This is a genomic window from Terrilactibacillus tamarindi (genome assembly GCF_009718825.1).
GTDB lineage: Bacteria > Bacillota > Bacilli > Bacillales > Sporolactobacillaceae > Terrilactibacillus > Terrilactibacillus tamarindi.
This window is the reverse complement of sequence record NZ_WNHB01000003.1, coordinates 133,965-158,753: the sequence shown is the minus strand read 5'-3', so window position 1 is coordinate 158,753 and position 24,789 is coordinate 133,965. Positions and strand designations below refer to the sequence as shown.

Genomic DNA, 24,789 nt, shown 5'->3' with positions numbered 1-24,789 from the left:
TAAGCATAAAAAAACAGGCAAGGTAACCCTGCCTATTATTTAAGATTGTATTTTTGTTTAAAGCGATCAACACGTCCGCCTTTTTCAGCAAATTTTTGACGACCAGTGTAGAATGGGTGAGAGTCAGAAGTTACCTCAAGACGGATTAATGGATATTCATTGCCATCTTCCCAAACGATCGTTTCATTTGATTTTTTTGTTGATCCACTCAAGAATTTGAATTCAGTACTTGAATCCATAAATACAACTTTATGGTAATCTGGATGGATTTCAGGTTTCATATGTTTCATCTCCTTTATGCCCTAATTTTATCTCAAATTAGAGTTTTATTGCACAGCGTTTATTATAACAAGCCCACGTATGTTTGGCAAGTTAATCTTTTTATGGTCTTTATGCTCAAACTTTTGCGAGGCCACTTTTTTCTTTGTCAAAGATGTCAAAGAATTCTTGGTTGTTTTTCGTTGTTTTCAAACGTTTATAGAAACGTTCCACAAAGTCTTGTGACTCATCCATTGTCTTACGCATCGACCATAATTTTTCTAAATGGTCCTTTTCTACAAGAAGTTCTTCTTTACGTGTACCAGATCTCCGGATGTCAATAGCCGGGAAGATGCGTCTTTCTGCTAATTTCCGATCTAGATGGAGCTCCATATTACCTGTTCCTTTGAACTCTTCATAGATAACATCGTCCATACGTGATCCCGTATCCACTAATGCAGTTGCAAGAATGGTCAAACTTCCGCCTTCCTCGATGTTTCTTGCCGCACCAAAAAATCGTTTTGGACGGTGGAAAGCTGCTGGATCAATCCCACCAGAAAGAGTACGTCCACTTGGTGGAATAACCAAGTTATAGGCTCTTGCAAGACGTGTAATACTATCCATCAAAATGACAACATCTTTTTTATGCTCTACAAGTCTCATTGCTCTTTCTAACACTAATTCAGCTACTTTGATATGGTTTTCAGGCACTTCATCAAATGTTGAACTGACCACATCGCCTTTAACTGAACGTTCAATATCTGTCACTTCCTCAGGACGTTCATCAACTAAGAGCACAATTAATTCAGCATCCGGATGATTGATAGTAATACTATTGGCAATTTCTTTAAGTAGAGTTGTTTTACCAGCTTTTGGAGGAGCAACAATTAACCCACGTTGTCCGTATCCTACGGGAGAAACGAGATCGATAATACGTGTTGAAAAATTCTCTTTCGTTGTTTCTAGTGTCATCTTACGTTGCGGATATAAGGGTGTTAGTGCTGGGAAGTGGACGCGTTCTTTCGCTGTATCAGGGGCTTCACCATTGACTGCCTCAACATGTAACAAACCATAATAACGTTCATTTTCTTTGGGTGGTCTTACTTTACCCGATACTTTGTCCCCATTTCTTAAATCAAATCGTCTAATTTGGGAAGCTGAGATATAAATATCTTCTGAGCTTGGAGAAAAATTAATTGGTCTTAAGAATCCAAAACCTTCTGTTGGAATAACTTCAAGAATACCTTCCATAAAGGATAATCCGTCTTTTTCAGCTTGTGCTTTAAGTATTGAAAAGATAAGTTCACGCTTATTTAACTTACTATAATAAGAAACCTTATAGTTTTTCGCATGTTGATATAAATCTTTTAGTTTCATATTTTCTAATTCTGCTAATGTAACTGTCATTATCACACCACACTTCTATTTATTCATTCACTGAAATTAATCTAACTTATTTGAAGGTCAATTCCTCTGGAGCGTTCATAAGGTCTAGAAAAAATAGCATGTAACCCTATTTATTCTTCTACATGGACAACACTCTACTTTGAAGGCATTAAGGAGTTTCCTGAAAGAAAAATGTTTTGCGTAAGATGAGGAGTTAAGCATATGATTATGATCATTCTCTACTTATAAAAATAACTTTATATTAAATCACTTTAAGATGAGACGTGGATGATTCATGTCTGTTTCTTAAAGTTACGTTTTTTCTGATTAATGGACATTAACTGGGTGTATGCATACCAGTTAGTATGGCCATCTTTTTTAATGTCGATAAGTATAAATTTAAACATAAGTATTTTTAATATAATAGAGGGATTATCTGTGTTACTCTTTTCTTCTTTATATTCTAGAAGATCTTTAATTAAACGATCCACTAATTATCTTTATATACCCTTGTCATAAGGCAGCATGTATCATTTTTGATGTTTTTGCAATGATAATAAATTGATTATACGCCTAATCGTCATATTTTACAAGTGATTTGTATGCGGTTACTTTTATTTAATTTCTTTTTGCATTCATCATCAAGTGAGGAGGGTATGCCTCACTTGATCTAATCTGCCTCTACGGAATCATGAAGAGGATTTGTTCCGTATTAACGGCGTGTATTGACCTCAACCTCAAGGCAGTGAGTGTTAACGAGCATTCCTAGGTAGGGATGAGGAACCCTCACTGATTGATGATTCACGTTTTTTAATATCTTACCATCTATTTCGATAAAATACGTTGTTCTTCCATATCCATGTTTTCACGCCAAATGTGAGCCCCTAGTTGTTGTAGTTTTTCAACTAAATGACTATATCCTCGATCAATATGCTCGAGTCCTTGAATTTCTGTTACTCCATCTGCTAAGAGTCCAGCTATCACTAGGGACGCACCTGCTCTTAAATCGGTGGCTTTAACCTTAGCTCCTTGAAGATGAGTTGGACCTAATATTATAGACGACCGTCCTTCAACTTTAACATCTGCACCCATTCGACGTAGTTCATCGATATGTTTGAAACGAGAGCTATAAATGGTGTCTGTCACGATACTGGTTCCATGGACTTGAGTTAACAAACTCGTTAAAGGTTGTTGCAAATCCGTTGGAAAGCCAGGGTATACCAGTGTTTTAATATCCACTTTTTTCAGTGGTTCTTCTGATCGTGATACAATAACTTGGTCATCATCTATTTCAACATTAATACCCATCTCTCTAAGTTTTGCTATTAAAGACTCCAAGTGTTGCGGAATGACGTTGTCAACCGTCACTCTTTCACCTACAGCAGCCGCAATGACCATAAATGTCCCTGCTTCAATGCGATCTGGAATAATGGAATGACGGCAGCCATTTAACTCAGATACGCCTTCAATCCGGATAACATCTGTTCCAGCCCCTTTTATTTTAGCGCCCATACTTGTTAATAACGTGGCTACATCAATAATTTCAGGTTCTTTAGCCGCATTCTCAATAATCGTTTGTCCTTTTGCTTTGACAGCTGCGAGCATTATATTAATGGTGGCACCGACACTGACAACATCCAAATAAATTCTTGCTCCACGAAGTTCTTCAGCTCGTAAGTAGATAGCGCCTCTTTCATTTGTGACTTTTGCGCCCAATGCTTCAAAGCCTTTAATATGTTGATCAATAGGACGTGGTCCAAGATTGCATCCTCCTGGAAGTCCAATAACCGCTCTTTTAAATCGACCCAACATGGCACCCATCAGATAATAAGAAGCACGTAATTTTTTTACACTACCATTTGGAAGAGGCATATCAATCATATTTTCAGGATTAACAGTTAATGTATTATTCTTGAAACTGACATCTCCGCCAATTTCCATAAGTAATTCGCAAAGATTCCTGACGTCTGATATGTCTGGGAGTTGTTCAATTGTGACTTTTGAATTAGCTAATATAGCAGCTGGAATAAGCGCAACTGCACTATTTTTAGCGCCACTAACTTGTACAGTTCCTGTTAGACGATGACCGCCTTCTATCATTAATTTCTCCATGATTTACTCCTTTTCTGAACGGTGGATTTTTATGAATGACGAGTTTAAATAAAGATGTCAAAAACCCAATTCAGGTGTTAAGCTCGCTTAGTTTCATAATAATGAAACGTTCATCAGGGGCTTGTTACTCGTTTGGAAACTATGAATGAGTATCAAGAAGATTAAAAGGGGTTGTTCTCGTGGCCCACTGATCTGGTAAAAATTCGAGCTAATAGATCTTTATTTTTATCACTCACTAAAATCACATTCTTATGTATGAGTTGGATTGATTTAAAAAAGAGGAAACCTTAAATCACATAAAGGTTTCCTAAAGAGTTGACCTTCTTTGTGGATTAATGGTTTTTGTATTTTTCCCAATCTGCTAGAAAGTTACTCAAACCTTTATCCGTTAATGGATGCTGAAGAGCTTGATTAAATACTTTATATGGGATTGTTGCGATATGTGCACCATTTTCTGCCGCTTGAGTTAAATGTATCGTATGGCGAACAGAAGCTGCAATGATTTGTGTATCAAGATCATGTAATTTAAACAATTTAGATATTTGGGCAATTAATCCAATTCCATCTCGACCAATATCATCTAATCTTCCTACAAAAGGAGATACATAGGTCGCTCCTGCACGTGCTGCAAGAAGAGCTTGGTTAGCAGAAAAGATCAATGTTACGTTTGTTTTTATTCCAGCTTCACTAAAAGCATGGACAGCCTTTAAACCTTCTGATGTGATAGGCACTTTAACCGTAATATTGGGTGCAATCGCTGCCAATTCTTTACCTTCTGGAATCATTTCCTCTGCTGTAGTCGAGACAACCTCAGCGCTTACAGAGCCTTTAACGATAGATGTGATTTCACGTAAACGTTCATGAAAATCAACACCTTCTTTTGCAACGAGTGATGGGTTTGTTGTTACACCTGATAGAACGCCAAGATTATTGATTTCCTTAATTTCATCAATGTTAGCTGTATCAATGAAAAACTTCATAACACATCCTCCTCTATGATTAACTGCCTCTTTCTCTTTCCCTCTTATTATACTTGAGAATTTCTCGAATAGTATATTTTCTGCTTGGAAAATGAGATGAAGCATAGTGAGAATTTTTGAAATTTTTCATTACTAGAGAACTTGAAGGCTAACCATTCTTGCTCTTATATAGACAGATAGGCATAAAACCGATCTTATGAAAGTTTATTTACCTTCATTTGATGATCTTATGCCTTGTCTTTTTAAACATTTATACATCCTAAATCATACTAAAAATGAATTAAGCTTTACCGTTTGAACCAAATTCTTCAATTTTAGCTTTAACTGTATTAACGATAGCTGCTTTACCAGGTCCGATGACTTTACGTGGATCGTAAACTTTGCTGTCGTTGTTTAATTTTTCACGTACAGCAGCTGTCCAAACTTGTTGACATTCAGTGTTTACATTGATTTTGCTGTGACCTAGTTCAATTGCTTTTTTGATTTGATGTTCAGGGATACCTGAACCACCGTGTAATACGAGAGGAGCACCTGTTAACTCAGAAATTTCTTTCATTTCGTCGAAACCAAGTTTTGGCTCGCCGTCGTAGTCGCCGTGTACAGATCCAAGAGCTGCAGCTAGGCAATCGATTTCTGCTTCTTTAACAATACGCAAACATTCTTGTGGGTCAGCATATGTAACACCACCGACAACGCCGTCTTCTTTTCCGCCTACAGTACCAACTTCGGCTTCTACAGAAACGCCTTTTTCGTGTGCATATTTAACGACTTCTTGAGTCATAGCGATGTTTTCATCGATTGGATGATGTGATCCATCGATCATAACAGAAGTAAATCCTGCATCAATCGCAGCTTTACAATTTTCGAAGCTTTGTCCATGGTCTAAGTGAATGGCTACAGGAACAGTAATGTTCATTGTTTTTACAAGAGCATTAACCATAGCTGTTACCACTGGGAATCCACCCATGTATTTTGCAGCACCTTCAGAAACCCCTAAAATCACTGGAGATTTTTCTTCTTCTGCTGCTTGTAGAATAGCTTGTGTCCATTCTAGGTTATTGATATTAAATTGACCAACTGCATATTTACCGTCTTTTGCTTTATTTAGCATTTCTGTCATAGAAGCGAGAGCCATAAATCTTCATCCTCCTTAAATATATCGGCACGTCCTAAAACGTTTAACATATTCTTTGTTCGTATTTTTTAGGTCATGCTACTTTTTTCGACTACTAGTATAGCATAACATACTATAAGAATAAATCATTACAAAAACAAGAAAATTGTGTGTCAAGATTTTTCAATATGTGGCGATTCAGTCTCAATTGTATTCTTTGCAAACTTTTACAATCTATACTTGCTTAATTAAAAAATTTTTGATAAAATAAATTGAGAACATATATTCTCAATTCAGGTTGTTTATATACCATTATTCTTATGTAATGAGCTGACCACATTTTTTCTTGTCTTGATTCACACAGTGGTGTGGTGATCCTTATTTATTTTGATTTTAGTGGAAGCTCTTTTTTTACAGCATTGAGTACATCATCAATGTCAAATGGTTTTGCAAAATGTGTAATAGCTCCACTTTCTATCGCTTGTTTTATTTTTTCGAGTTCTCCATAAGCTGTCATAATAATGACTTTAATATCTGATTCTTTTTCTTTTATTCGCTTTAATATTTCTAAACCATCCATTCCAGGAATCTTCATGTCTAATATAACGAGATCCGGATGATATTCTTGGACAATTTCTAGCGCCTGTACTCCATTTGATGCCGTGTAGGTTTGATATCCTTCTTTTTGAAAGATTTCATTTAATAAGATGCGTATACCAAATTGGTCATCTACTATTAATATGGCCGGCTCTTGATGTTGATCAAATTTCATATTTTTCACTCCTCTATTCAATAAAAGTCGGATCATATCGTTGTTTTTTTATTTAAATTACCATTTCAAACTTGATAATGACAACTTTCGCTAAATTACCCCTCTAAAGAACATGATATTCTCTATTGTTGTGGCATATTCCTGCAATTTTTTCTAATATGTTGAGTTTCTCTAATGAAATTGTAAAATAGAGAGAGGTATGAAGGAAGGATTGAATCTTAATGTTAAAAATATTTACAACACAATTGATGGGTATTTTTCAAAATATACAAAAAGAAAATGATTGGAATCTTGAGGAAGGTTCTAGATTAGTCTGTCAAACCATCGTCTCAGATGGACATGTCTATGTTTATGGTTCTGAGTCCCTTCTATCAACCATTCTTACAGAAGCCCTTTCAGGAGCGAATTCTCTACCAAAATCTCGTCCTTTATTAGATGACCATCATGGGATTCACACACTCTCTTCATTCGACACTGTTTTGCTGTTTAACGAAGAGCTTGATGAGTCTTTGTTTGATTTGTATTCAAAAATTAAGCTATCAGGATGTAATATTATCGTCATATCGAATCAAACGGACAAAAAACCTTCTTGGATCAATGATGTTGATTGTTTCCTTAATTTAGATGTTAAGGGGCCGCTCGTTCCAACTGATAACGGTAAAAAAATCGGAAATCCTCTTATATTTGCTGCACTATACATATACATGGCGCTTTATTTAAATATCATGGACATTTTAGAAGAACAGGACTTCTTTCAGTCAATGGAATAAAGTGAAAGTTCCATCAGTGCTGCCTATTCCGTCGTTTAACGGGGTAGGCTTTTTTATTGATTATTGGGCACCTACTCCGCCTTCGTTTGCACCACTTTATTGATTATTGCACCTACTCCTCCTTCGTTTGCACCACTTTCTGTTTTATTGCACCTACTCCTCCTTCGTTTGTACCACTTTCTGTTTTATTACACCTGTTCCTCCGTTTGCACTACTTTCTGTTTTATTACACCTGTTCCTCCTTCGTTTGCACTACTTTCTGTTTATTGCACCTACTCCGCCTCTTTTCGCACAACCTTACGGGTTTTACTCTTCTAACGAGGAATAAAGAATTTGTAAAATGAAAAGAGGTCGAAAAGCAATAGCCCCTTTTCGACCTCTTTTATTATTTATGATTAATGGCTGCTCCAACAAACTCTCTAAATAATGGTTGTGGTCTTGTTGGACGAGATGTAAATTCTGGATGGAATTGGGAAGCCAAAAACCATGGATGATTTTTCAGTTCGATGATTTCAACGAGACGGTTATCCGGGCTAAGGCCTGAGAAGATAAATCCTTCTGCTTCCATTTCTTTACGATATTCATTATTGAATTCATAACGATGGCGATGACGTTCATAGATGATTTCGTCTTGATAAGCTTCATAGGCAATGGTACCTTCTTCAATTCTTGTCGGGAAGAGACCAAGACGAAGTGTTCCTCCAATATCCTCAATATCCTTTTGTTCAGGAAGTAAATCGATAATCGCATGTGATGTTTCTGGGTCAATTTCAGCTGAGTTAGCATCTTTGATCCCAAGCACATGTCTCGCAAATTCGATGGATGCAAGTTGCATACCTAGACAGATTCCAAAGAATGGAACCTTGTTTTCTCTTGCATATTGAATGGCAAGAATTTTACCTTTTACTCCGCGGTCACCGAACCCACCTGGAACAAGGATACCGTTCACATCACTTAGTTGTTCTTCTAGATTTTCCTTCGTCAATTCCGTTGCATTAACCCATTTTACGTGAACATCTGCATCATAACCATATCCTGCATGTTTTAATGATTCAACAACGGAAATATAAGCATCTTGTAATTCAACATATTTACCAACAAGGGCAATATTGACTGTGTTTTTTAAGTTAAGCACTCTTTCAACCAATTCACTCCACTCTTGCATATCCGCTTCACCGCATTTTAGTTTCAAATGTTTACATACGATGTCATCAAGATGTTGTTCTTGGAGGTGTAATGGGACTTGATATAATGTTTCTGCATCAGGTGCTTCAATGACCGCTTCAGTATCAATATCACAGAACAACGCAATTTTTCGTTTCATGTCTTCAGGAACAGGCAATTCTGTTCTAACAACGATCACATTTGGTTGAATGCCAAGACTTCTAAGCTCTTTAACGCTGTGTTGTGTCGGCTTTGTTTTCATTTCCCCTGCTGCTTTTAAATAAGGAATGAGAGTACAGTGAATGTACATGACATTTTCAATACCAACATCACTTTTAATTTGACGAATCGCTTCAAGGAATGGAAGACTTTCAATATCACCTACAGTACCGCCTATTTCGGTAATAACGACTTCGGCACCTGTTTCCTTACCTGCACGGAACACCCGATTTTTAATTTCATTCGTGATATGTGGAATAACTTGAACCGTTGAACCATTATAATCACCACGACGTTCTTTTTTTAATACGGTTGAATATATTTTACCTGTAGTGACGTTACTGTTTTGATTAAGATTAATATCAATAAACCGTTCGTAGTGACCTAAGTCAAGGTCTGTTTCGGCACCATCTTCCGTTACAAACACTTCACCATGTTGATATGGACTCATTGTACCAGGATCTAAGTTAATGTACGGGTCAAACTTTTGGATCGTCACACTAACTCCTCTATTTTTCAATAATCTACCTAAAGACGCCGCAGTTATCCCTTTACCTAGAGATGACACGACTCCACCTGTTACAAAAATATATTTTGTCATTCGGGTATTTCCCCCTTTTTAAGGATAGTATTTAACAAAATTACAATATAAAAAAGCAAAAGTGCTTATTCCCCAACAGGAGGCACACTTTTGCTTTGACGTGTATTACTCAAAATAGCCCAATGTTATTTTAACAAATTTGTTATAGGGTATCAAGTACGTTTTACATCTTGGCGTAATCCACATTTTGGCTATTGGTAACCTTTTGAAGATCTATATATTTCACCCTATTTAATTATTGAAAAAAGGACCTCGATGGTCCTTTTTTTATTCCTCATCGTCTAAATCAATATGATGCCCTTTGATTTGTTTGATGGTATCATCATCCGTGTCTTCAGTATCATCATCTAAATTTGTGAAATCATCGAAGTCATTTTCTTCTTCGTCAGCTTCATCGTCATCATAATCTTCATCGAGTTTTTCCAAATCTTCATCGAGTTCTTCATCTTCATAGTCATCGTAATCGTCGAATCCATCATTAGCCGTCTTGGTTTTCCTACTTGGAGCAAGGGTTTTCGCAACATCTTCTTCTCGTTGTTCAATTGGATACCAACTACGAAGACCCCAGAAATTATTTCCTAGACTCAAGAATCGACCATCCAAATTCATATTAGTATAAAGGCGCGCAAGCATTTCTCCACTATCGCGTTCTACCTCTTGTTTTGTAAAAACATTATGAGCCAACTCATAGAAAGTACGAGGCGTTTTATTTCCATCTTTCAACAAATCAAATACTTGGTCCAACTTTGGCTTCTCTTCTGTTACGTTATTAGTCACAAAAAAACACCCTTTCTATCCATCATATCCAACCATTTTATCAAACTACAGATAAAAGCAACAGACAATCTGCCCATTCGCTTTATTTGAAAAAACACGATCATCCATCCTATTTTCTAAAACCATCCTCGCCTATATATGAAATCTTTATACCTATTTAACTTTATTACCTCAAAACCTTTAAATGAATAGGTACGTTAAACCTGGTTACTCCTTATTATATAGCCAAGGTTCTAGAAATCGAGAATGTTCATGGTACAGCCCGTTTTATAATAAAATCTCTTATTACAGTATACAGTATAAACAAAAAACTTTCTCAATACTACCACAAAACAGTCTTAAAAACATCTACTTAGCAACTAATTTTATAAAAATACTTTTTAAAAAGACCATTTAACGATCGTTCGGCTATTTTCCGATACTCGATAGACATTAGCTCTACATCAATCATTTTTAATCTTCAGCTTTACTTTACATTTTTAACTGTACCTATACAGATCAGTGATTGGGGAATGGATAAGGTCTCTATCTCTAGGTTATGCTATATTGAAAGAATGAACGCCATACTTGGGAGGAGAAACATGCTCTGGATTTGGATTGGTCTTATTTTACTCTTTATGATTTTCTTGATTTTGGCTATTGCACTTGATATTTTTCTAGGGTATCGACTGAAGCAAAAAACACGGGCTCAACCCCAAGAATATCAAGGCTATGATACGGTTCATTTTTTTGCAGATGGCACGGAACTTTTCTCTGACCTTATACGAGAAATAGAATCTGCCAAGGACTATATTCATTTATCATTTTTCATTTTCGCTTATGATGCCATTGGCAAGAAATTGATCAAGCTATTAAGGGAAAAAGCGAAGGACGGAGTTACCGTACGGTTATTGGTTGATACCGTTGGGGGATTTCCACTTCGGAAACATCGAAAAAAAATTAAAGAAGCAGGTATCCATCTTTCTTTTGCTGCTCCCATCCGTTTTCCTTTTTTATTTTATTACCTTAATAGGCGCTATCATCGAAAAATAGCTGTGATTGATGGAAAGGTTGGTTATTTTGGTGGTTTTAATGTGGGTGACGAGTATTTAGGGAGGAATCCCGAACGCGGCGATTGGCAGGACTGCCATCTTAAATTGAAAGGCGACGGAGTCAACCACTTACAACAACAATTCAGTCAAGATTGGCTTCAAGCATCAGGGGAATCGCTAAATATTAAAGGCATCGACGTTGGATTAGAAAAAGAAAATATAAGCATTAAATTACTTGCAACAAATGGATCCCATTTGGAAAAGGCTCTTATTGAACACCTCGAACAAGCTAAACACTCGATTTTCATTGGATCTCCTTATTTCATTCCTAGTAAAAAATTAATGCAGGTTTTAATCCATTGTTTGGATCGAGGGGTGAAACTCACGATTTTATTACCAACAAGAAAAGACCACCCGTTTGTTAAGCCTGCCTCATGTCACTATTTAAAACCTCTATTAAAAAGAGGATGTGAACTATATTACTTTTATCAAGGATTCTATCACTCTAAAACAATTGTCGTGGATGAGGAGGCATGTTGTATCGGTACAGCAAATTTTGACTGGCGCAGTTTCTTTTGGAACGACGAATTATCTGCTTTTATTCATGATAAATCTTTTGTAAAAGTCGTCCTTGAACAAACTTATCGTGACATTCATCTTGGCTCCGAATTGATGACATTGGAAGGTTTTAAAAATCGCCCGCTATGGGAAAAAATTAAGACGCCGCTATGTAGGATGCTTTATCCACTGCTCTAAAAAACAAAAAAATGAGATAATCAAATAAAGCCCCCAGCTATGATCTGGTGGGCTGATTTGATTTAACTGACACGTTTATTTTCTTGAGGATGATACTGACCTTCCCATTTTGAAACGACAACCGTTGCAAGAGCATTTCCAACAATATTGACCGCTGTTCTTGCCATATCAAGGATTCTTTCAATACCAGCAATAAAAGCGATACCTTCAAGAGGAATTCCTACGGTTCCAAGAGTTGCAAGTAATACAACAAACGAGGCACCCGGTACACCTGCAATGCCTTTTGATGTTAACATGAGCATGAGTACAAGCATAATTTGACTTGAAATAGACATATGCATTCCGTACATCTGGGCAATAAAAATAGCAGTAATCGATTGATAAAGGGTCGAACCGTCTAAGTTAAACGTATAACCCGTTGGAATAACAAAGGACACGATGGATTTTGAACATCCATAATTCTCTAGTTTTTGCATTAACCGGGGCATTACAGATTCAGAACTTGCAGTTGAATAGGCTAATATAATTTCATCCTTAAGCAAACGCAGTAATGAGAAGTATTTTATTTTCGCTATAAAGGCAACGATAAGGAATACGACCAAAACAAGGAAGACCATACTACCATAAACAACAATGGTTAACTTACCTAGCGCTACCAACGATGATAAACCAAATTTAGAAACCGTTATACCAATGAGGGCAAATACCCCAAATGGAGCGAGCTTCATTACTTGGTTGGTGACCCAAAACATGGTGTCTCCTACCCCTTGAAAAAAATGAAGGACTGGCTTTCCTCGTTCTCCTACAAAGGTGAGACCAGTGCCGAAAATGACAGCAAAAAAGACAATCGCCAGCATGTCACCATTCGCCAAAGATTCAAAAATATTTGTCGGTACGATATTCACAAAAGTATCGACCGCACTGTGCTGTTCCACTTCTTTTTCTGTTTGCATATAGGAACTAATATCCGCTTTTTCTAATTGATGACGATCTACACCTGCTCCTGGTTGAAAAATATTAGCAAAGAGCAAACCAATAACAATGGCAATTGCTGAAATAATTTCAAAGTAAACGATTGTTTTAAGCCCTAATTTTCCGACTTTTTTTAAATCACCAACACTCGCCACGCCAACAATAATTGACGCTAGTACGATTGGAACAACAATCATTTTTATAGCTCGTAAAAATATATCAGCTATAGGCTGCAAGAATGTGGAAATTTCTGGCTGTCCATAAAAGATCGTTCCAACAATAATACCTAAAATAAGTCCTATGACGATTTGCACCGCTAAACTTAATCTCAATTTCTTCACTTACAAAACCCCTCTGTTTCTGTAAACTATCCTTATTTTCTGTTTTTTTGGATAGTAATGATTTCTCTATTTTTATTACTTATGGTTTATCTCTCTATTTATTATATATGGGTCTCAATAAAAATCAGTAAAAAGCTGACTGTAAAAGCTAATTGGATGCTTTAACAGCCAGCCGACTTTTTTATCTTACATACTCACTGGAGCATTGACGCCTATAAGATCCATCGCATTTTTCAAGGTGATTTTGACTGCTTTCATTAAGGCGACACGAGCGCGACTTAATTCCTTGTTCTCTGGATCAAGAACTTTCTCCGCATTGTAGAAACTATGCAAGGTTGAAGCAAGGTCAAAAAGATACGTTGTCATCCGTTGAATAGCCAGTTGCTCGGCACTATCCGCGATGACTTCAGGGAATTCTCCGACTTTCTTTAATAAATCAATTTCTTTTTCACTGGTTAAAAGCGATAAGTCCACTTCTTCAAGGGATGCTGTTTCATAGCTTTCCGCCCGTTTGAGCATACTGCATATTCTAGCATGGGCATATTGCACATAGAAGACCGGGTTCTCATTTGATCTAGAAACAGCGAGGTCTATATCGAAGTCTAAGTGACTGTCTGAGCTTCTCATCGCAAAGAAATAACGCATGGCGTCGGTCCCTACTTCTTCCATCAACTCTCTTAAAGTCACCGCTTTACCCGTACGCTTACTCATTTTCACTTTTTCACCGTCTTTGAATAAGTTCACGAGTTGAATAATTTGAACTTCAAGACGATTTGGATCATAACCAAGTGCTTCCATCGCTGCCTTCATTCTAGGAATGTAGCCATGATGATCAGCTCCCCATACGTTAATAAGTTGATCAAATCCACGTAAGAATTTATTTAAATGGTAAGCAATATCGGGTGTTAAATACGTATAAGATCCATCACTTTTGATCAGCACTCTGTCTTTGTCGTCACCAAATTTTGTTGATGCAAACCACAAGGCACCGTCTTGTTCATACGTATGACCACGTTCTTTGAGTTTTTCTAATACGGATGTAATCTCGCCTGATTCATATAAAGATGTCTCAGAGAACCAAACATCAAAATGGACGCCGAAATCACTTAAGTCTTTTTTAATCTTAGCCATTAAGTGTTCGACTCCAAAGTTACGGAGAAATTGATTCCGCTCTTTATCTGATTTATGAACGTATTCATCTCCATACTTTTCGGCCAATTGTTGACCCAATTTGACAATGTCTTGACCTTGATATCCGTCTTCAGGCATCTCTTTTTCAATGCCTAAAGCCTGAAAATAGCGCGCTTCTAGTGAAGTGGTGAGGTTACCAATTTGATTTCCTGCATCATTAATATAGTACTCAGGACTCGCCTCGTAGCCCGCTTTTCTTAGAATGCGAATTAATGTATCTCCAACCGCTGCTCCCCTGGCATGACCAAGATGCAAGCTGCCTGTAGGGTTAGCTGAAACATATTCAATTTGAATTTTCTTTCCGCTACCTTTTGTCGATTGACCGTAGTCATCGCCTTCTTCTAGGATGGTAGGAATTAATCTAGTCAAGTAGCTATTGTCTAAGAAAAAGTTAATGAACCCAGGTCCAGCTATTTCGATTTCACGAATATGACCTTTTTTCTTATCAAAGTTTTCAACCAAAGCTTCGGCAATTTTTCTTGGTGCTTGTTTTGCAATACGTGCAAGCTGCATGGCCATATTCGTCGCAAAATCACCATGCGCCTTATCCTTAGGTGTTTCTAATACAACATCAGGTATCTGCTCTCCAGTAGCAAGCCCTGCTTTCAACACAGCTTGTATTATCTCGTCCTTTAATTGTTGTTTGACTTGTTCAACAACTGTCATTTTCATCCTCCTAAAAATGCTAAAAGCTAATGCTTTAGCGTAGGTCTTGCTGCCCCATCACACGGAATAAAGTAAATCCTCCATCAGTAGGGAGGGGCTTTTCCACTGATCATTGGATGAACCAATGGTATTTAAGCTCTCAAGCCGCCTTACTATCTATTAGTAGGGGCTTATTTGATAGGTTAAATCAAAATGTCCAACATATTGTCCTTGTACATGTAGTTCGTAGTTTAATTGGATCCAGCCTTGTTTTAGATGGCTATCCCACAACGCCTTGATTTTATGAGTTTTAGCCGATGTATTCATTTCACCATAAGGACCTGAATAACTGCCAGCCATTTCCTCATTTTTTACTAAGGGCTGATTCATTGAAACATGACCCTTTCTTTGAATGAGTGCTTTTCCATTCGACACTTTTATCAAAGTATGTACTGTTCCATGTTCATCTATTTCATCAAACTTCACGTATAATGCGTCGTTTTTCATATAAAAGTAACCATTATCCGTTTTCGGAGTGGTTTTTGTCACTTTTTCTGTCTCATCAATGGCTTTTGATATTAATAAAACGTTAACAGCAAGTTTATCGATTGGTCTCACTCCACATCAAAAAAAATAGAGACTTTTACTATTCTATCATAAAAAAGGTCTCTCTTTCACTATTATAGACAAAACAAGCATTAGTTCAACATTTTCAAGCTTTTTTTCAATGAATGTTTCATAATGTTATAAAATTAGACATATTTCCTTTCTTTTTTAAACACCGTGTCAAAGAAGGAGTGTTAGTATTTGTGTATCTAACAATCAGTAGATTTCGCAATTGAATTCGATAAGTTAAAAGTCACAGTAAAAAATCTATTTTGATTCATAAAAAAAACCGACCAATCTGTCGTTAATCAATCAGATCGGCCAGCTTATTCTTCTATTTAAAATTATTTAAGGCTCGTTTCTTCATAATATTCACTCAACCTAACAATCATTTGACCCATTTTTTGATTTTCTGGTTGAATTAATTCCTCGATTCCTTGTTCTTCTAGCACACCTGCTGTCACTTTACCTACAGCCACAGCCAAGACTCGGTCGTTAAACGCTTTGACCAGTGCCTCTTTTCGATCCACTTGGCTAAACAAGTTACGAACTTGCGTTTTACTTGTGAAAACGACAGCATCGAGTGATTGCTCTATAATTTGCTCCGTTAACAATTTTAACGCTTGAGGATCTGGTTGTTTATAAGAATAAGGCTTTGATAAATAGGGGTCAAATCCTAGACTTTCAAATTGTTGCTTGAGTTCTACATCATCCTGATCATAGAGCTGTAAATAGACTCTTTTGCCTTTCTCATTCTCCCGCTCCTGCTTAAACATAGATATCAAATGTTCCATTGTGCCATCTTCAGAAACACGCTCAGGGACGAGATTGTGCCCTTTTAACCATTTGAGCGTTTTACTGCCGCGAATGGCAAGTGGGGTCTTTTGCAAGCTTTGCAGAAAACGATCCTTCTCATTTAGTTTTTCAGCAGCCTCTTCTAACGTTCTTGCTCCAATTCCTGTTGTCAGAACAACCCAATCAAAAGATCCATTGACTAAAGTTTTGACGTCGTTCTTGCATATCTCATCGTTTAAAAGCCATTGACCTTGAATGGAATGAATTGTAGGCGATCCGCCATGTTTTGTCACTAACGTTGCGATTGTCTCAGCTTGACGTTCGGCTGCAATCCCAATTCTCTTATTGACTAGACCTTTCATTATTTCGCCTCCCTCATTTCTTAGCTTTCAACGTTTCAACTAAGTTCCTTCGTTTCTCTTTGTTCTTGAATTCATCATCGAGAAGTTTTCTTAAAAAATCAATTTTTTCACTTTTAGATAAGGATGAGCCTTTAATGAGCTTTCGACAATCATACAAAAAGTCGAGATACTCCTCGTATTGTTCATCATCAAATAATGTCTGTAACTTTTGATTAATCATTTTAGCTAAGGACGGGCTTGCTCCGCCTGTTGACGTACTAACGGTTAGGCGCCCTTTTCGAAAAAAAGAGGGGAATGTCATATTTCCCCTCTCGGCATCTTCCGTATCATTAATGAGTGCATGGCAGGGGGCTCCCTCAACGACCTGCTGGTTAATCTCTGAATCATTTGTTGCAACAATAATAACATCTGCATCCGCGATATCTTGTTTTTCAAATTGTTTTGGCTTCCAAATAAAATCGCCATTTTTTTGTAACGACTGAAGTGCCGCCTCAATGGATGGACTCACAATCGTTATACGTGCACCTGTTTCTTTGAGTAACTTCATCTTACGCGTGGCTATTTTCCCTCCACCAACAATGACCACATGGCGCCTATTTAAATCAACCATGACAGGGATCAAAGACATTCAGTGTTCCTCCCATTCACCTTAACCTTATACTAACTAAAATCTAGTTTCGAACGGGTAACGGGTGTTGATAAAATGGCTTCTTTGACCCGATCACTTAGAGCGTCTGCCATATTAGGGTGCAACCCAAGATATTGGCATAAAACAAGTTTATTTGTTGTGTTGAGTGATTCTATCTTTTTTTCCATTGATTTAATTAATAGTCCTGTAAACCATAAATAAGGAAGAATAATGACGGTTTCATTTTCCAGTTTATCTAGATGATTTAGAACATCATTAAATGAAGGTTTTAACACGGCCAAGTAACATACATCCACTGTTTTAACTTGACTGCGTTCTTTCAGCATGCTAGCTATCTTTTCGATATCCCTTCGAGTTTCTGGATTGCGGCTACCTCTACCAACGAGTAAGAGTCTAGCCTTTGATAAATGAGGAATTTCAGCTTCCTTGAGTCTATCGACAAGAACATCGATCAAACGATCTTGGACGCCAAGAGGCTTGCCATAAGTTAACGTCACGAATGGATATTGACACTTTATATCTTCGATCGCCTTTGGTATGTCTTTATAGTAATGCCCCGCACTCAATAAAAGAACTGGAACTATGGCAACCCTTGTGGCTCCTCTTTTTACAAGTTTCTCCATACCTTCAAAAATGTCAGGCTTTGAAATCTCTAAATAACAAATTTCTTGCAGGGGGACTTGGACTTGTTTTTGCGCCATTTTGATACATTGTTCTGCTTCACGAAGTGCTTCTTTGTCTCGGCTTCCATGACTGACATATAATACACCTTGTTTATCCATGGCACTTTTAACCCATAATTGCCTGCATGGTTTTATCGGTGGATAAGGATTCAAACCAATTTAATTGATCTCTTAATTGAACAACTTCCCCAATAATGATTAACGAAGGATTTTTCACAGTGGCGGCTTTCTCACAAATGTTCGTTAACGTACCAGAGATTGTGATTTGTCGCTCTGTCGTTCCCCAATGAATGAGAGCGATCGGCGTTTGTGGATCTTTTCCGTGTTTGATTAGCTGGTTACAAATAACCGGCAAATTTTTGACGCCCATGTAAATACATAAGGTATCAATACCGATAAACTTAGACCAATACTTGTCCACGTTATCTTCATGTTGGGTCATCCCAGCAATAAAGGCGACTGATGAGCTGAAATTTCGGTGGGTTAATGGGATGCCGGCATAGGCTGGAGCAGCAGAACCAGACGTAATCCCTGGTACAATTTCAAAGGGGATTTGCTTTTTAACCAGTTCTTCGGCCTCTTCCCCACCTCTACCAAAGATAAAAGGATCTCCACCTTTTAATCTCGTCACAATCTTTCCTTGATTAGCAAATTTACAAAGAAGATGATTGATACTCTCTTGACTCAACGCATGATGATCGGGACGTTTCCCGCAATAGATCAACTCAGCCTCTTTCTTTGCATAATTTAGAAGTTCGGGATTCACAAGACGGTCATACAAAATGGTATCCGCTTGTTGAATCGCCTTTAACCCTTTAACTGTAATAAGATCAGGATCCCCAGGTCCAGCACCGACTAAATAAACTTTTCTCATCATTCCACCTCATTCTTTTGGATTAACCACAGCACTTACTCCCTCGTTACGAGTTACTCTTCTTTAGTTCACTATACATCATCAAAGACTGCTCAAGCTATACTTTTTTATTTCCTATTTATGGCGAATAAAAGCTCCCACCTCATGGTCAACAAGCATTCCTAGGTAGGGGATAACGGCCCACATGAGCCCGATTGGTTCAGGCTTAAACTCCGTGGAGATGAAGAAAACCCCACGGAGTGACATTTCACTTTAAAGTATTATCCTTTGGTTATCCATTGTTTTTGGATTAAGAGATCGATTAACTCATCCGCACAAGCCTCAGCCTCTTTTTGGCCAGAATGTAATGTTATTTCTGGGGATAATGGGGCTTCATAAGGTGAGTCTATTCCCGTAAACGATTTTATTTCTCCACTTCGCGCCTTTTTATACAGCCCTTTTGGATCACGTTCCTCGCATTCTTCCAATGGACAGTCAACGTAAACTTCTAAAAACTCGCCATCTTCGAGATTTTCTCGAACTCGATCACGATCTGTGCGAAAAGGAGAGATAAACGCGACGATCGCTATTGACCCGCTATCAACAAATAGTTTGGCCACTTCGCCAACCCGTCTGATATTCTCTTGTCTGTCTTCCTCACTAAATCCAAGACCTTTATTCAATCCATGACGGACATTATCACCGTCTAACAAATAAGAGTTTACATTTAGAGCATATAGTTTTTGGTTTAAAATATTGGCAATCGTGGACTTTCCTGCTCCTGAAAGACCGGTTAACCAAATCACGCCGCTATAATGACCATTCTTTTTGCGATAATCCTGCTTTGTAATCGTTTGATTGTGCCAAACAATATTTGTATCCACGTTTACATTCTCCCCCTTTTTGTTGATTTTTTGACTCATTAAGATTTAATGCCTTCTGCCTTTTTTAAACCAGCAATAAGGACATCAACCACTTCAGGACGACTAAACGTAGCTGGTGGTCTTTGACCGCTTCGCAAGAGCTCTCTTACTTTTGTTCCTGATAGAATCACGTGTTGATCGTCATCATGTGGGCATGTTTTATGTGAAGCCATTCCTTCGCAAGCCTTGCAGTAGAAACTATGTTCAAAGAACATCGGCGTAATGCCTAATTCACCATCTTTAAATTTACTAAAGATTTTTTGAGCATCATAGGTGCCATAATAATTGCCAACACCTGCATGATCGCGGCCGACGATGAAATGAGAGCAGCCAAAATTTTTCCGAACGATTGCATGGAAGATTGCCTCTCTAGGACCTGCATACCTCATGGCCGCAGCAAATACCGCTAAGAAAACATGGTTTTTTGGATAATAATGTTTGAGTAAAACTTGGTAGCTTTCCATCCGGACATCACCTGGGATGTCATCGCTTTTTGTCTCACCAACTAGTGGATTGATAAAGAGGCCATCAACGGTTTCTAATGCTGTTTTCTGAATGTACTCATGAGCGCGGTGGATCGGATTGCGTGTTTGAAAACCAACCACTTTGTTCCAGCCAAGTTGTTCAAATCGAGCGCGTGTTTCTTTAGGATCTAAAAAGAATGATTCACTATGCGCACGCTTAGGTCTTTTAACCAGTTTGATTTCGCCACTAACATAGTGGTCTGGTCTTGAGAAAAGTTTTTTCACACCAGGATGCGCAAGTTCCGTTGTTTGATAGACAAGCTGGGCTTCTTTTTCTTTATCTGGTTGATAAATATCTTCAATTTGGATATAACCGTATGTCTCGTTTTCTTTTACGAGTGCAGCTGTGTCGCCCTTTTTCAATCGTTTTGAGGTCTCTTCCTCGACTGGCAATGTAATAGGAATGCTCCATGGCTCACCAGAAACTAGATGCATCGTTTCGACAACAGATTGATAGTCTGCTTGATTCATAAACCCTTTTAATGGACTATAGGCACCATTTGCGATTAATTCTAAATCACTCAATGCCATCGCATCGATATTGATTTGTAAGTCCGTTTCAGGTTGATAAGATTCCGATTCAATTTGATTTACTAAATGACCACCGTGTGGTTTGATTAAAGTCATTTACAAAACCTCCTCTTTTTTATGTGTTATGACGGTTACAGATGTTTGTTCTGGTTTTTTTTCGTTAAATAATTCTTTGATATGTTTTGTTTTTAATAGGCTTGATGTACATAAAGTTGCGAGGATCACACATAAAATAATGATCACCGAATAAAAGTTAAAGCGAACGCAAGCCTGAATTAATAGATAAGCCACAATCATCGATAATGCAGGGGAGACTAACCAAACTTTAATAATTAATTTAATAATGGGTTGTTTCCAAACGGCTTGCCTGTTTTTTGAGGCACTAACGCCAGCAATCGCTGATGTTGTGACCTGTGTAATAGGAATAGGCAGTCCGTATACAGAAGCCAGAGTCACAAGGATACCTGACACGCCTGAGACGGCAATACCATTAGGTATCGACAGTTTCACGATTCGTTTTGCGCTCGTTTCGATAACCCGACTGCCAAGCGATAATACTCCGATGACCATAAATACCGCACCCGTCAAAATACCAATATGTACTGGAACAAGACCAGCCCCTACTAGAGGTCCAATGGCATTTCCTACATTATTCATTCCTGCGGCATAAGCTTCTAAGCATCCTGTCAAAATTAATATGATGCTCCCAATTTTCTTCCACTTAGCATTAAAATGTCTTTTACCCGAATAGAAGCGGTCACCTCCCTTCACAAGGAGATAGGTCGCCACCATAGCCACAATAGGAACAACGATCCAAAACGAAAAAATGATAAGTAATTTGTTTATATTTAGGGATTGAAAGGCGATCCCAGCACCGACAATAGCGCCTACCGTCACCTCGCTTGTCGATAAGGGGATACTAAGCAAATTAGATATAAACAAAGTTCCAGCCGAAGCAGCCAAAATAATGACAACAATTTCTGGAGTTAAGAAATGTGATGGAATAATTGAGTGACTCAATGTTTTTACAACAGGGCCACTGCCAAGAACAGCACCTAGCATTAGAGCTATTGAACAAATGATAAGCGCCCATTTCTTTTGAGGTATAGCTCCTGCACCATAAGATACGCTCATCGCTGCGGCAGACCCGCTGGCACCGATGTTAAACGCAAAAAAGTAAGCCAGAATAAAAGAAAGGATAACGAGTTCCATGTTTTAATGGCCTCCTTTTTCAACCGTATGCAAACCGCATTCGGTTTTCTGTAAACCCACCCATCTTCCTTCACGAGAATCTCCATTATTGTTAACAGCTTGGGTGCATGGGAAGCATCCAATACTCGGATAGCCGTGATCATGCAATTCATTGTAAGCTAAATTGTTCTGTTTGATGTAATCCCAAACATTATCCCAAGTCCAGTAGATCAATGGGCATATTTTTATCGAATGAAAACGATCATCTTTATTGACAAAATTCGTCTTGCTTCTTGACGGCGATTGATCTCTTCTTAAGCCCGATAGCCAACTGACAGCCCCACTTAATGTATCTTCTAGCGGTTTAATTTTACGTAGATAACAGCATTGATCAGGTTGTCTCTTCCAGAGGGCTGATCCATATTTTTCGGCTTGTTCATCAACTGTCAAATCAGGCTTTTTCATGTGAATCCTTAGGTCTGGATAGTTCCTTTTTACTTTGTCAATTAATTCATATGTTTGGGGGAAATGTAGGCCTGTGTCTAAGAAAACCACGGTGGCATCTTTTTTGATTTTAGAAATCATATCAATTAAAACGATGCCCTCTGCACCAAAACTGCAAGCATAAATCATCGAGTCGCCATACATATCATAAGCCCATTCTAATATCGATTCAGCTCCTTTGGTTGCATCATTTGGTTCAAAGTCTATAAACGGATCCTCAACAAATGTGTCATACGTAATCTGAGGTTTCACTCCATTGTCCCCTTTTCTTATTAGTTTACTCAGGATTAGATTTTATTATAGATGGTGATTTTGGTCAATCATGTCACATTATTTATAAAATGTAATGTTTGATTTAAACTTTCATTTTAATCCCCAGTATTTTTATAGGATTGTTACCCATTTTATACCACACTTTAGTTAGAGTCAACAGAAATTTGTAATAAATAAACAAGTTTCTTACAATTAATTTGTTATATTCCTAGATGTTTACTTTGATTTACTTTTTTTCACTAAAAATGATCTCTGAAATGGTCAAATTCAAGTAATCGTGGTGTTGCTTTTCGTCTTTGTATTTAGGCAAATCACTCAAGGTAAGTTTTAATTCATATTACTCAAATTGTGATGTTTTGACACCCATTTTTTAAAAAATCAAGATAAAAAAAGAGCCTGACACGAAGTCAGACCCATCCGAGCAGGATTTCCCTTACAAATTTACTTGCTGCAATAGATGTTTGTTCTGTTGGATCATAAGCTGGTGCTACTTCAACAATATCCGCTCCAACGACATTCAATTCGGATTCTGCAATGAGCTGAATAGCTTGAAGAAGTTCTTTTGATGTAATACCGCCTGCTTCTGCCGTCCCGGTTCCTGGAGCAAAGGCTGGATCTAATACATCAATATCAATCGTGACATAAACCGGGCGTCCTGCCAGTTTAGGCAAATACTTTTGCAGAGGTTCAGCGACATCAAACTTCTCAAGAACCATCCCAGATTCTTTTGCAAAAGCAAACTCTTCTCTCATACCTGAACGAATACCAAATGAATAGACGTTGTTCGCACCAATTAACCCACACACTTTTCTCACAGGTGTGGAATGGGAGAGAACTTCTCCTTCATACTCCTCACGTAAATCAGCATGGGCATCAATGTGAATCAAAGCCAAATCCGGATACTTTTTGGCCATGGCTTTAATAACAGGCCATGTCACGAGGTGTTCGCCACCAAGTCCAAGCGGAAATTTACCATCATTAAGTAATTTATCAACGTATCCTTCAATAAGTCCCAAGCTTTTTTCGGCATTACCGAATGGAAATAGGATATCACCTGCATCGAAATAGTTCACTTCTTCCAAGTGTTTATCCATATACGGCGAATATTCTTCTAATCCAATCGAGGCTTCTCTTATTCTTCCTGGGCCAAATCGTGATCCCGGCCTAAAGCTGACCGTATAATCCATCGGCATACCATAAATAACGGCTTCAGCAGAATCATAGTCCTTTCGACTCATTATAAATACTTTCCCAGAATAAGCTTCATCAAAAATCATGTCGATACTCCTTTTCTATATATTAATATATAAAACGGTTGTCCCTTCTATTATGTAGATGGTAACGTCCTCTTTCTTCTATATTATTCAGTAAGTATACCCTAAACTTAACGGCCATGCTCGTCAATTTCTGAATGTGGCACTTAAAATGACTCATCATTTTCTATCCATTAAAATACGTGTTCAAAAAGGCGACAAATTAGAAGCAAGAAGGTCAAGGCGGCGCCGTTTTGAGGACCGGAATGTAGGTTCTTTCTACATGAGGACCGGCCTTCCACAGGATGTGGTGGCTTCAACGTCAGCCACAGGACGTGAGCGATTTTAGTTGAAGATCCTCTTGGACATCGCCCGAGATTCGCAGCTTATCATTTGGTGGATTTTTGAACATCCTCTTTAAGTACGTGTTCAAAAAGGCGACAGATTAGAAGCAAGAAGGTCAAGGCGGCGCCGTTTTGAGGACCGGAATGTAGGTTCTTTCTACATGAGGACCGGAAAAACAAGCCAACGCCGAGATTCGCAGCTTATCATT

23 protein-coding genes are annotated in these 24,789 nt (G+C 37.9%); 3 read left to right on the top strand and 20 right to left on the bottom strand.

The window, feature by feature from the left end; translation table 11 throughout:
* Positions 1 to 35 precede the first annotated feature (35 nt).
* The 6 genes from GMB86_RS02985 to GMB86_RS02960 all read right to left on the bottom strand — a co-directional run bounded on the left by GMB86_RS02985 (position 36) and on the right by GMB86_RS02960 (position 6,622).
* Entirely contained in the window at positions 36 to 281 is a 246-nt protein-coding gene (locus GMB86_RS02985) for a type B 50S ribosomal protein L31 (RefSeq protein ID WP_141189690.1), read from the bottom strand.
* Positions 282 to 396: 115 nt separating this feature from the next.
* Positions 397 to 1,665: a transcription termination factor Rho gene (rho, locus tag GMB86_RS02980; protein ID WP_155216678.1), complete on the bottom strand. Its 1,269-nt coding sequence runs from the start codon at positions 1,663 to 1,665 to the stop codon at positions 397 to 399.
* A gap of 804 nt (positions 1,666 to 2,469) precedes the next feature.
* Positions 2,470 to 3,756, bottom strand: a complete 1,287-nt coding sequence (locus GMB86_RS02975) for a UDP-N-acetylglucosamine 1-carboxyvinyltransferase (RefSeq protein WP_155216676.1) — start codon at positions 3,754 to 3,756, stop codon at positions 2,470 to 2,472.
* 332 nt (positions 3,757 to 4,088) lie between these two features.
* On the bottom strand, positions 4,089 to 4,736 hold the full coding sequence (gene fsa, locus GMB86_RS02970; RefSeq protein ID WP_155216674.1) for a fructose-6-phosphate aldolase: 648 nt from the start codon (positions 4,734 to 4,736) through the stop codon (positions 4,089 to 4,091).
* A gap of 280 nt (positions 4,737 to 5,016) precedes the next feature.
* Positions 5,017 to 5,871: a class II fructose-1,6-bisphosphate aldolase gene (fba, locus tag GMB86_RS02965; protein WP_155216672.1), complete on the bottom strand. Its 855-nt coding sequence runs from the start codon at positions 5,869 to 5,871 to the stop codon at positions 5,017 to 5,019.
* 361 nt (positions 5,872 to 6,232) lie between these two features.
* A complete protein-coding gene (locus GMB86_RS02960; RefSeq protein WP_155216670.1) occupies positions 6,233 to 6,622 on the bottom strand; it encodes a response regulator in 390 nt (129 codons plus the stop codon).
* A 221-nt stretch (positions 6,623 to 6,843) separates the two neighbouring features.
* Between GMB86_RS02960 and GMB86_RS02955 the strand changes: the two genes are divergently transcribed.
* Positions 6,844 to 7,392, top strand: coding sequence for a DUF2529 family protein (locus GMB86_RS02955; protein WP_155216668.1), 549 nt, complete (start codon positions 6,844 to 6,846; stop codon positions 7,390 to 7,392).
* 385 nt (positions 7,393 to 7,777) lie between these two features.
* On the opposite strand, the gene GMB86_RS02950 is transcribed toward GMB86_RS02955, so the two are convergent.
* Together GMB86_RS02950 and rpoE are read right to left on the bottom strand one after the other, a co-directional pair.
* On the bottom strand, positions 7,778 to 9,376 hold the full coding sequence (locus GMB86_RS02950; RefSeq protein ID WP_155216666.1) for a CTP synthase: 1,599 nt from the start codon (positions 9,374 to 9,376) through the stop codon (positions 7,778 to 7,780).
* Between the two features lie 267 nt (positions 9,377 to 9,643).
* Positions 9,644 to 10,153, bottom strand: coding sequence for a DNA-directed RNA polymerase subunit delta (gene rpoE / locus GMB86_RS02945; RefSeq protein WP_329602727.1), 510 nt, complete (start codon positions 10,151 to 10,153; stop codon positions 9,644 to 9,646).
* A gap of 581 nt (positions 10,154 to 10,734) precedes the next feature.
* Here rpoE and cls point away from each other — a divergent pair.
* Complete coding sequence (cls, locus tag GMB86_RS02940; RefSeq protein WP_196220111.1) at positions 10,735 to 11,940, top strand: cardiolipin synthase; 1,206 nt, start codon at positions 10,735 to 10,737, stop codon at positions 11,938 to 11,940.
* A gap of 62 nt (positions 11,941 to 12,002) precedes the next feature.
* On the opposite strand, the gene GMB86_RS02935 is transcribed toward cls, so the two are convergent.
* The 12 genes from GMB86_RS02935 to speB all read right to left on the bottom strand — a co-directional run bounded on the left by GMB86_RS02935 (position 12,003) and on the right by speB (position 24,260).
* On the bottom strand, positions 12,003 to 13,244 hold the full coding sequence (locus GMB86_RS02935; RefSeq protein WP_155216795.1) for a cation:dicarboxylate symporter family transporter: 1,242 nt from the start codon (positions 13,242 to 13,244) through the stop codon (positions 12,003 to 12,005).
* A 195-nt stretch (positions 13,245 to 13,439) separates the two neighbouring features.
* Positions 13,440 to 15,110, bottom strand: coding sequence for an arginine--tRNA ligase (argS, locus tag GMB86_RS02930; RefSeq protein ID WP_155216662.1), 1,671 nt, complete (start codon positions 15,108 to 15,110; stop codon positions 13,440 to 13,442).
* Positions 15,111 to 15,269: 159 nt separating this feature from the next.
* Positions 15,270 to 15,707, bottom strand: a complete 438-nt coding sequence (locus GMB86_RS02925) for a DUF1934 domain-containing protein (protein ID WP_155216660.1) — start codon at positions 15,705 to 15,707, stop codon at positions 15,270 to 15,272.
* A 332-nt stretch (positions 15,708 to 16,039) separates the two neighbouring features.
* The gene (locus GMB86_RS02920; protein ID WP_155216658.1) at positions 16,040 to 16,852 is read right to left on the bottom strand and encodes a uroporphyrinogen-III synthase; all 813 of its coding nucleotides are present in this window, start codon (positions 16,850 to 16,852) and stop codon (positions 16,040 to 16,042) included.
* 13 nt (positions 16,853 to 16,865) lie between these two features.
* Entirely contained in the window at positions 16,866 to 17,480 is a 615-nt protein-coding gene (locus GMB86_RS02915; protein ID WP_155216656.1) for an NAD(P)-binding protein, read from the bottom strand.
* A gap of 32 nt (positions 17,481 to 17,512) precedes the next feature.
* Positions 17,513 to 18,337 carry a sirohydrochlorin chelatase gene (locus GMB86_RS02910; protein ID WP_329602726.1) on the bottom strand — a complete coding sequence of 275 codons (825 nt, stop codon included), beginning with the start codon at positions 18,335 to 18,337 and terminating at the stop codon, positions 17,513 to 17,515.
* On the bottom strand, positions 18,291 to 19,058 hold the full coding sequence (gene cobA, locus GMB86_RS02905; RefSeq protein WP_155216652.1) for a uroporphyrinogen-III C-methyltransferase: 768 nt from the start codon (positions 19,056 to 19,058) through the stop codon (positions 18,291 to 18,293). The genes GMB86_RS02910 and cobA overlap by 47 nt, the downstream gene beginning before the upstream one ends.
* Positions 19,059 to 19,318: 260 nt before the next feature.
* A complete protein-coding gene (gene cysC / locus GMB86_RS02900; RefSeq protein WP_329602725.1) occupies positions 19,319 to 19,921 on the bottom strand; it encodes an adenylyl-sulfate kinase in 603 nt (200 codons plus the stop codon).
* 38 nt (positions 19,922 to 19,959) lie between these two features.
* Positions 19,960 to 21,111 carry a sulfate adenylyltransferase gene (gene sat, locus GMB86_RS02895; protein WP_155216648.1) on the bottom strand — a complete coding sequence of 384 codons (1,152 nt, stop codon included), beginning with the start codon at positions 21,109 to 21,111 and terminating at the stop codon, positions 19,960 to 19,962.
* Positions 21,112 to 22,227 (bottom strand): inorganic phosphate transporter, encoded by a 1,116-nt coding sequence (locus tag GMB86_RS02890; protein ID WP_155216646.1) that lies wholly within the window; start codon positions 22,225 to 22,227, stop codon positions 21,112 to 21,114. It abuts the gene before it with no gap.
* Between the two features lie 3 nt (positions 22,228 to 22,230).
* Positions 22,231 to 22,962 carry a phosphoadenylyl-sulfate reductase gene (locus GMB86_RS02885; protein WP_329602724.1) on the bottom strand — a complete coding sequence of 244 codons (732 nt, stop codon included), beginning with the start codon at positions 22,960 to 22,962 and terminating at the stop codon, positions 22,231 to 22,233.
* Between the two features lie 428 nt (positions 22,963 to 23,390).
* Complete coding sequence (gene speB / locus GMB86_RS02880; RefSeq protein ID WP_155216642.1) at positions 23,391 to 24,260, bottom strand: agmatinase; 870 nt, start codon at positions 24,258 to 24,260, stop codon at positions 23,391 to 23,393.
* Between the two features lie 148 nt (positions 24,261 to 24,408).
* Between speB and GMB86_RS02875 the strand changes: the two genes are divergently transcribed.
* On the top strand, positions 24,409 to 24,585 hold the full coding sequence (locus GMB86_RS02875; RefSeq protein WP_155216640.1) for a hypothetical protein: 177 nt from the start codon (positions 24,409 to 24,411) through the stop codon (positions 24,583 to 24,585).
* Positions 24,586 to 24,789 lie beyond the last annotated feature (204 nt).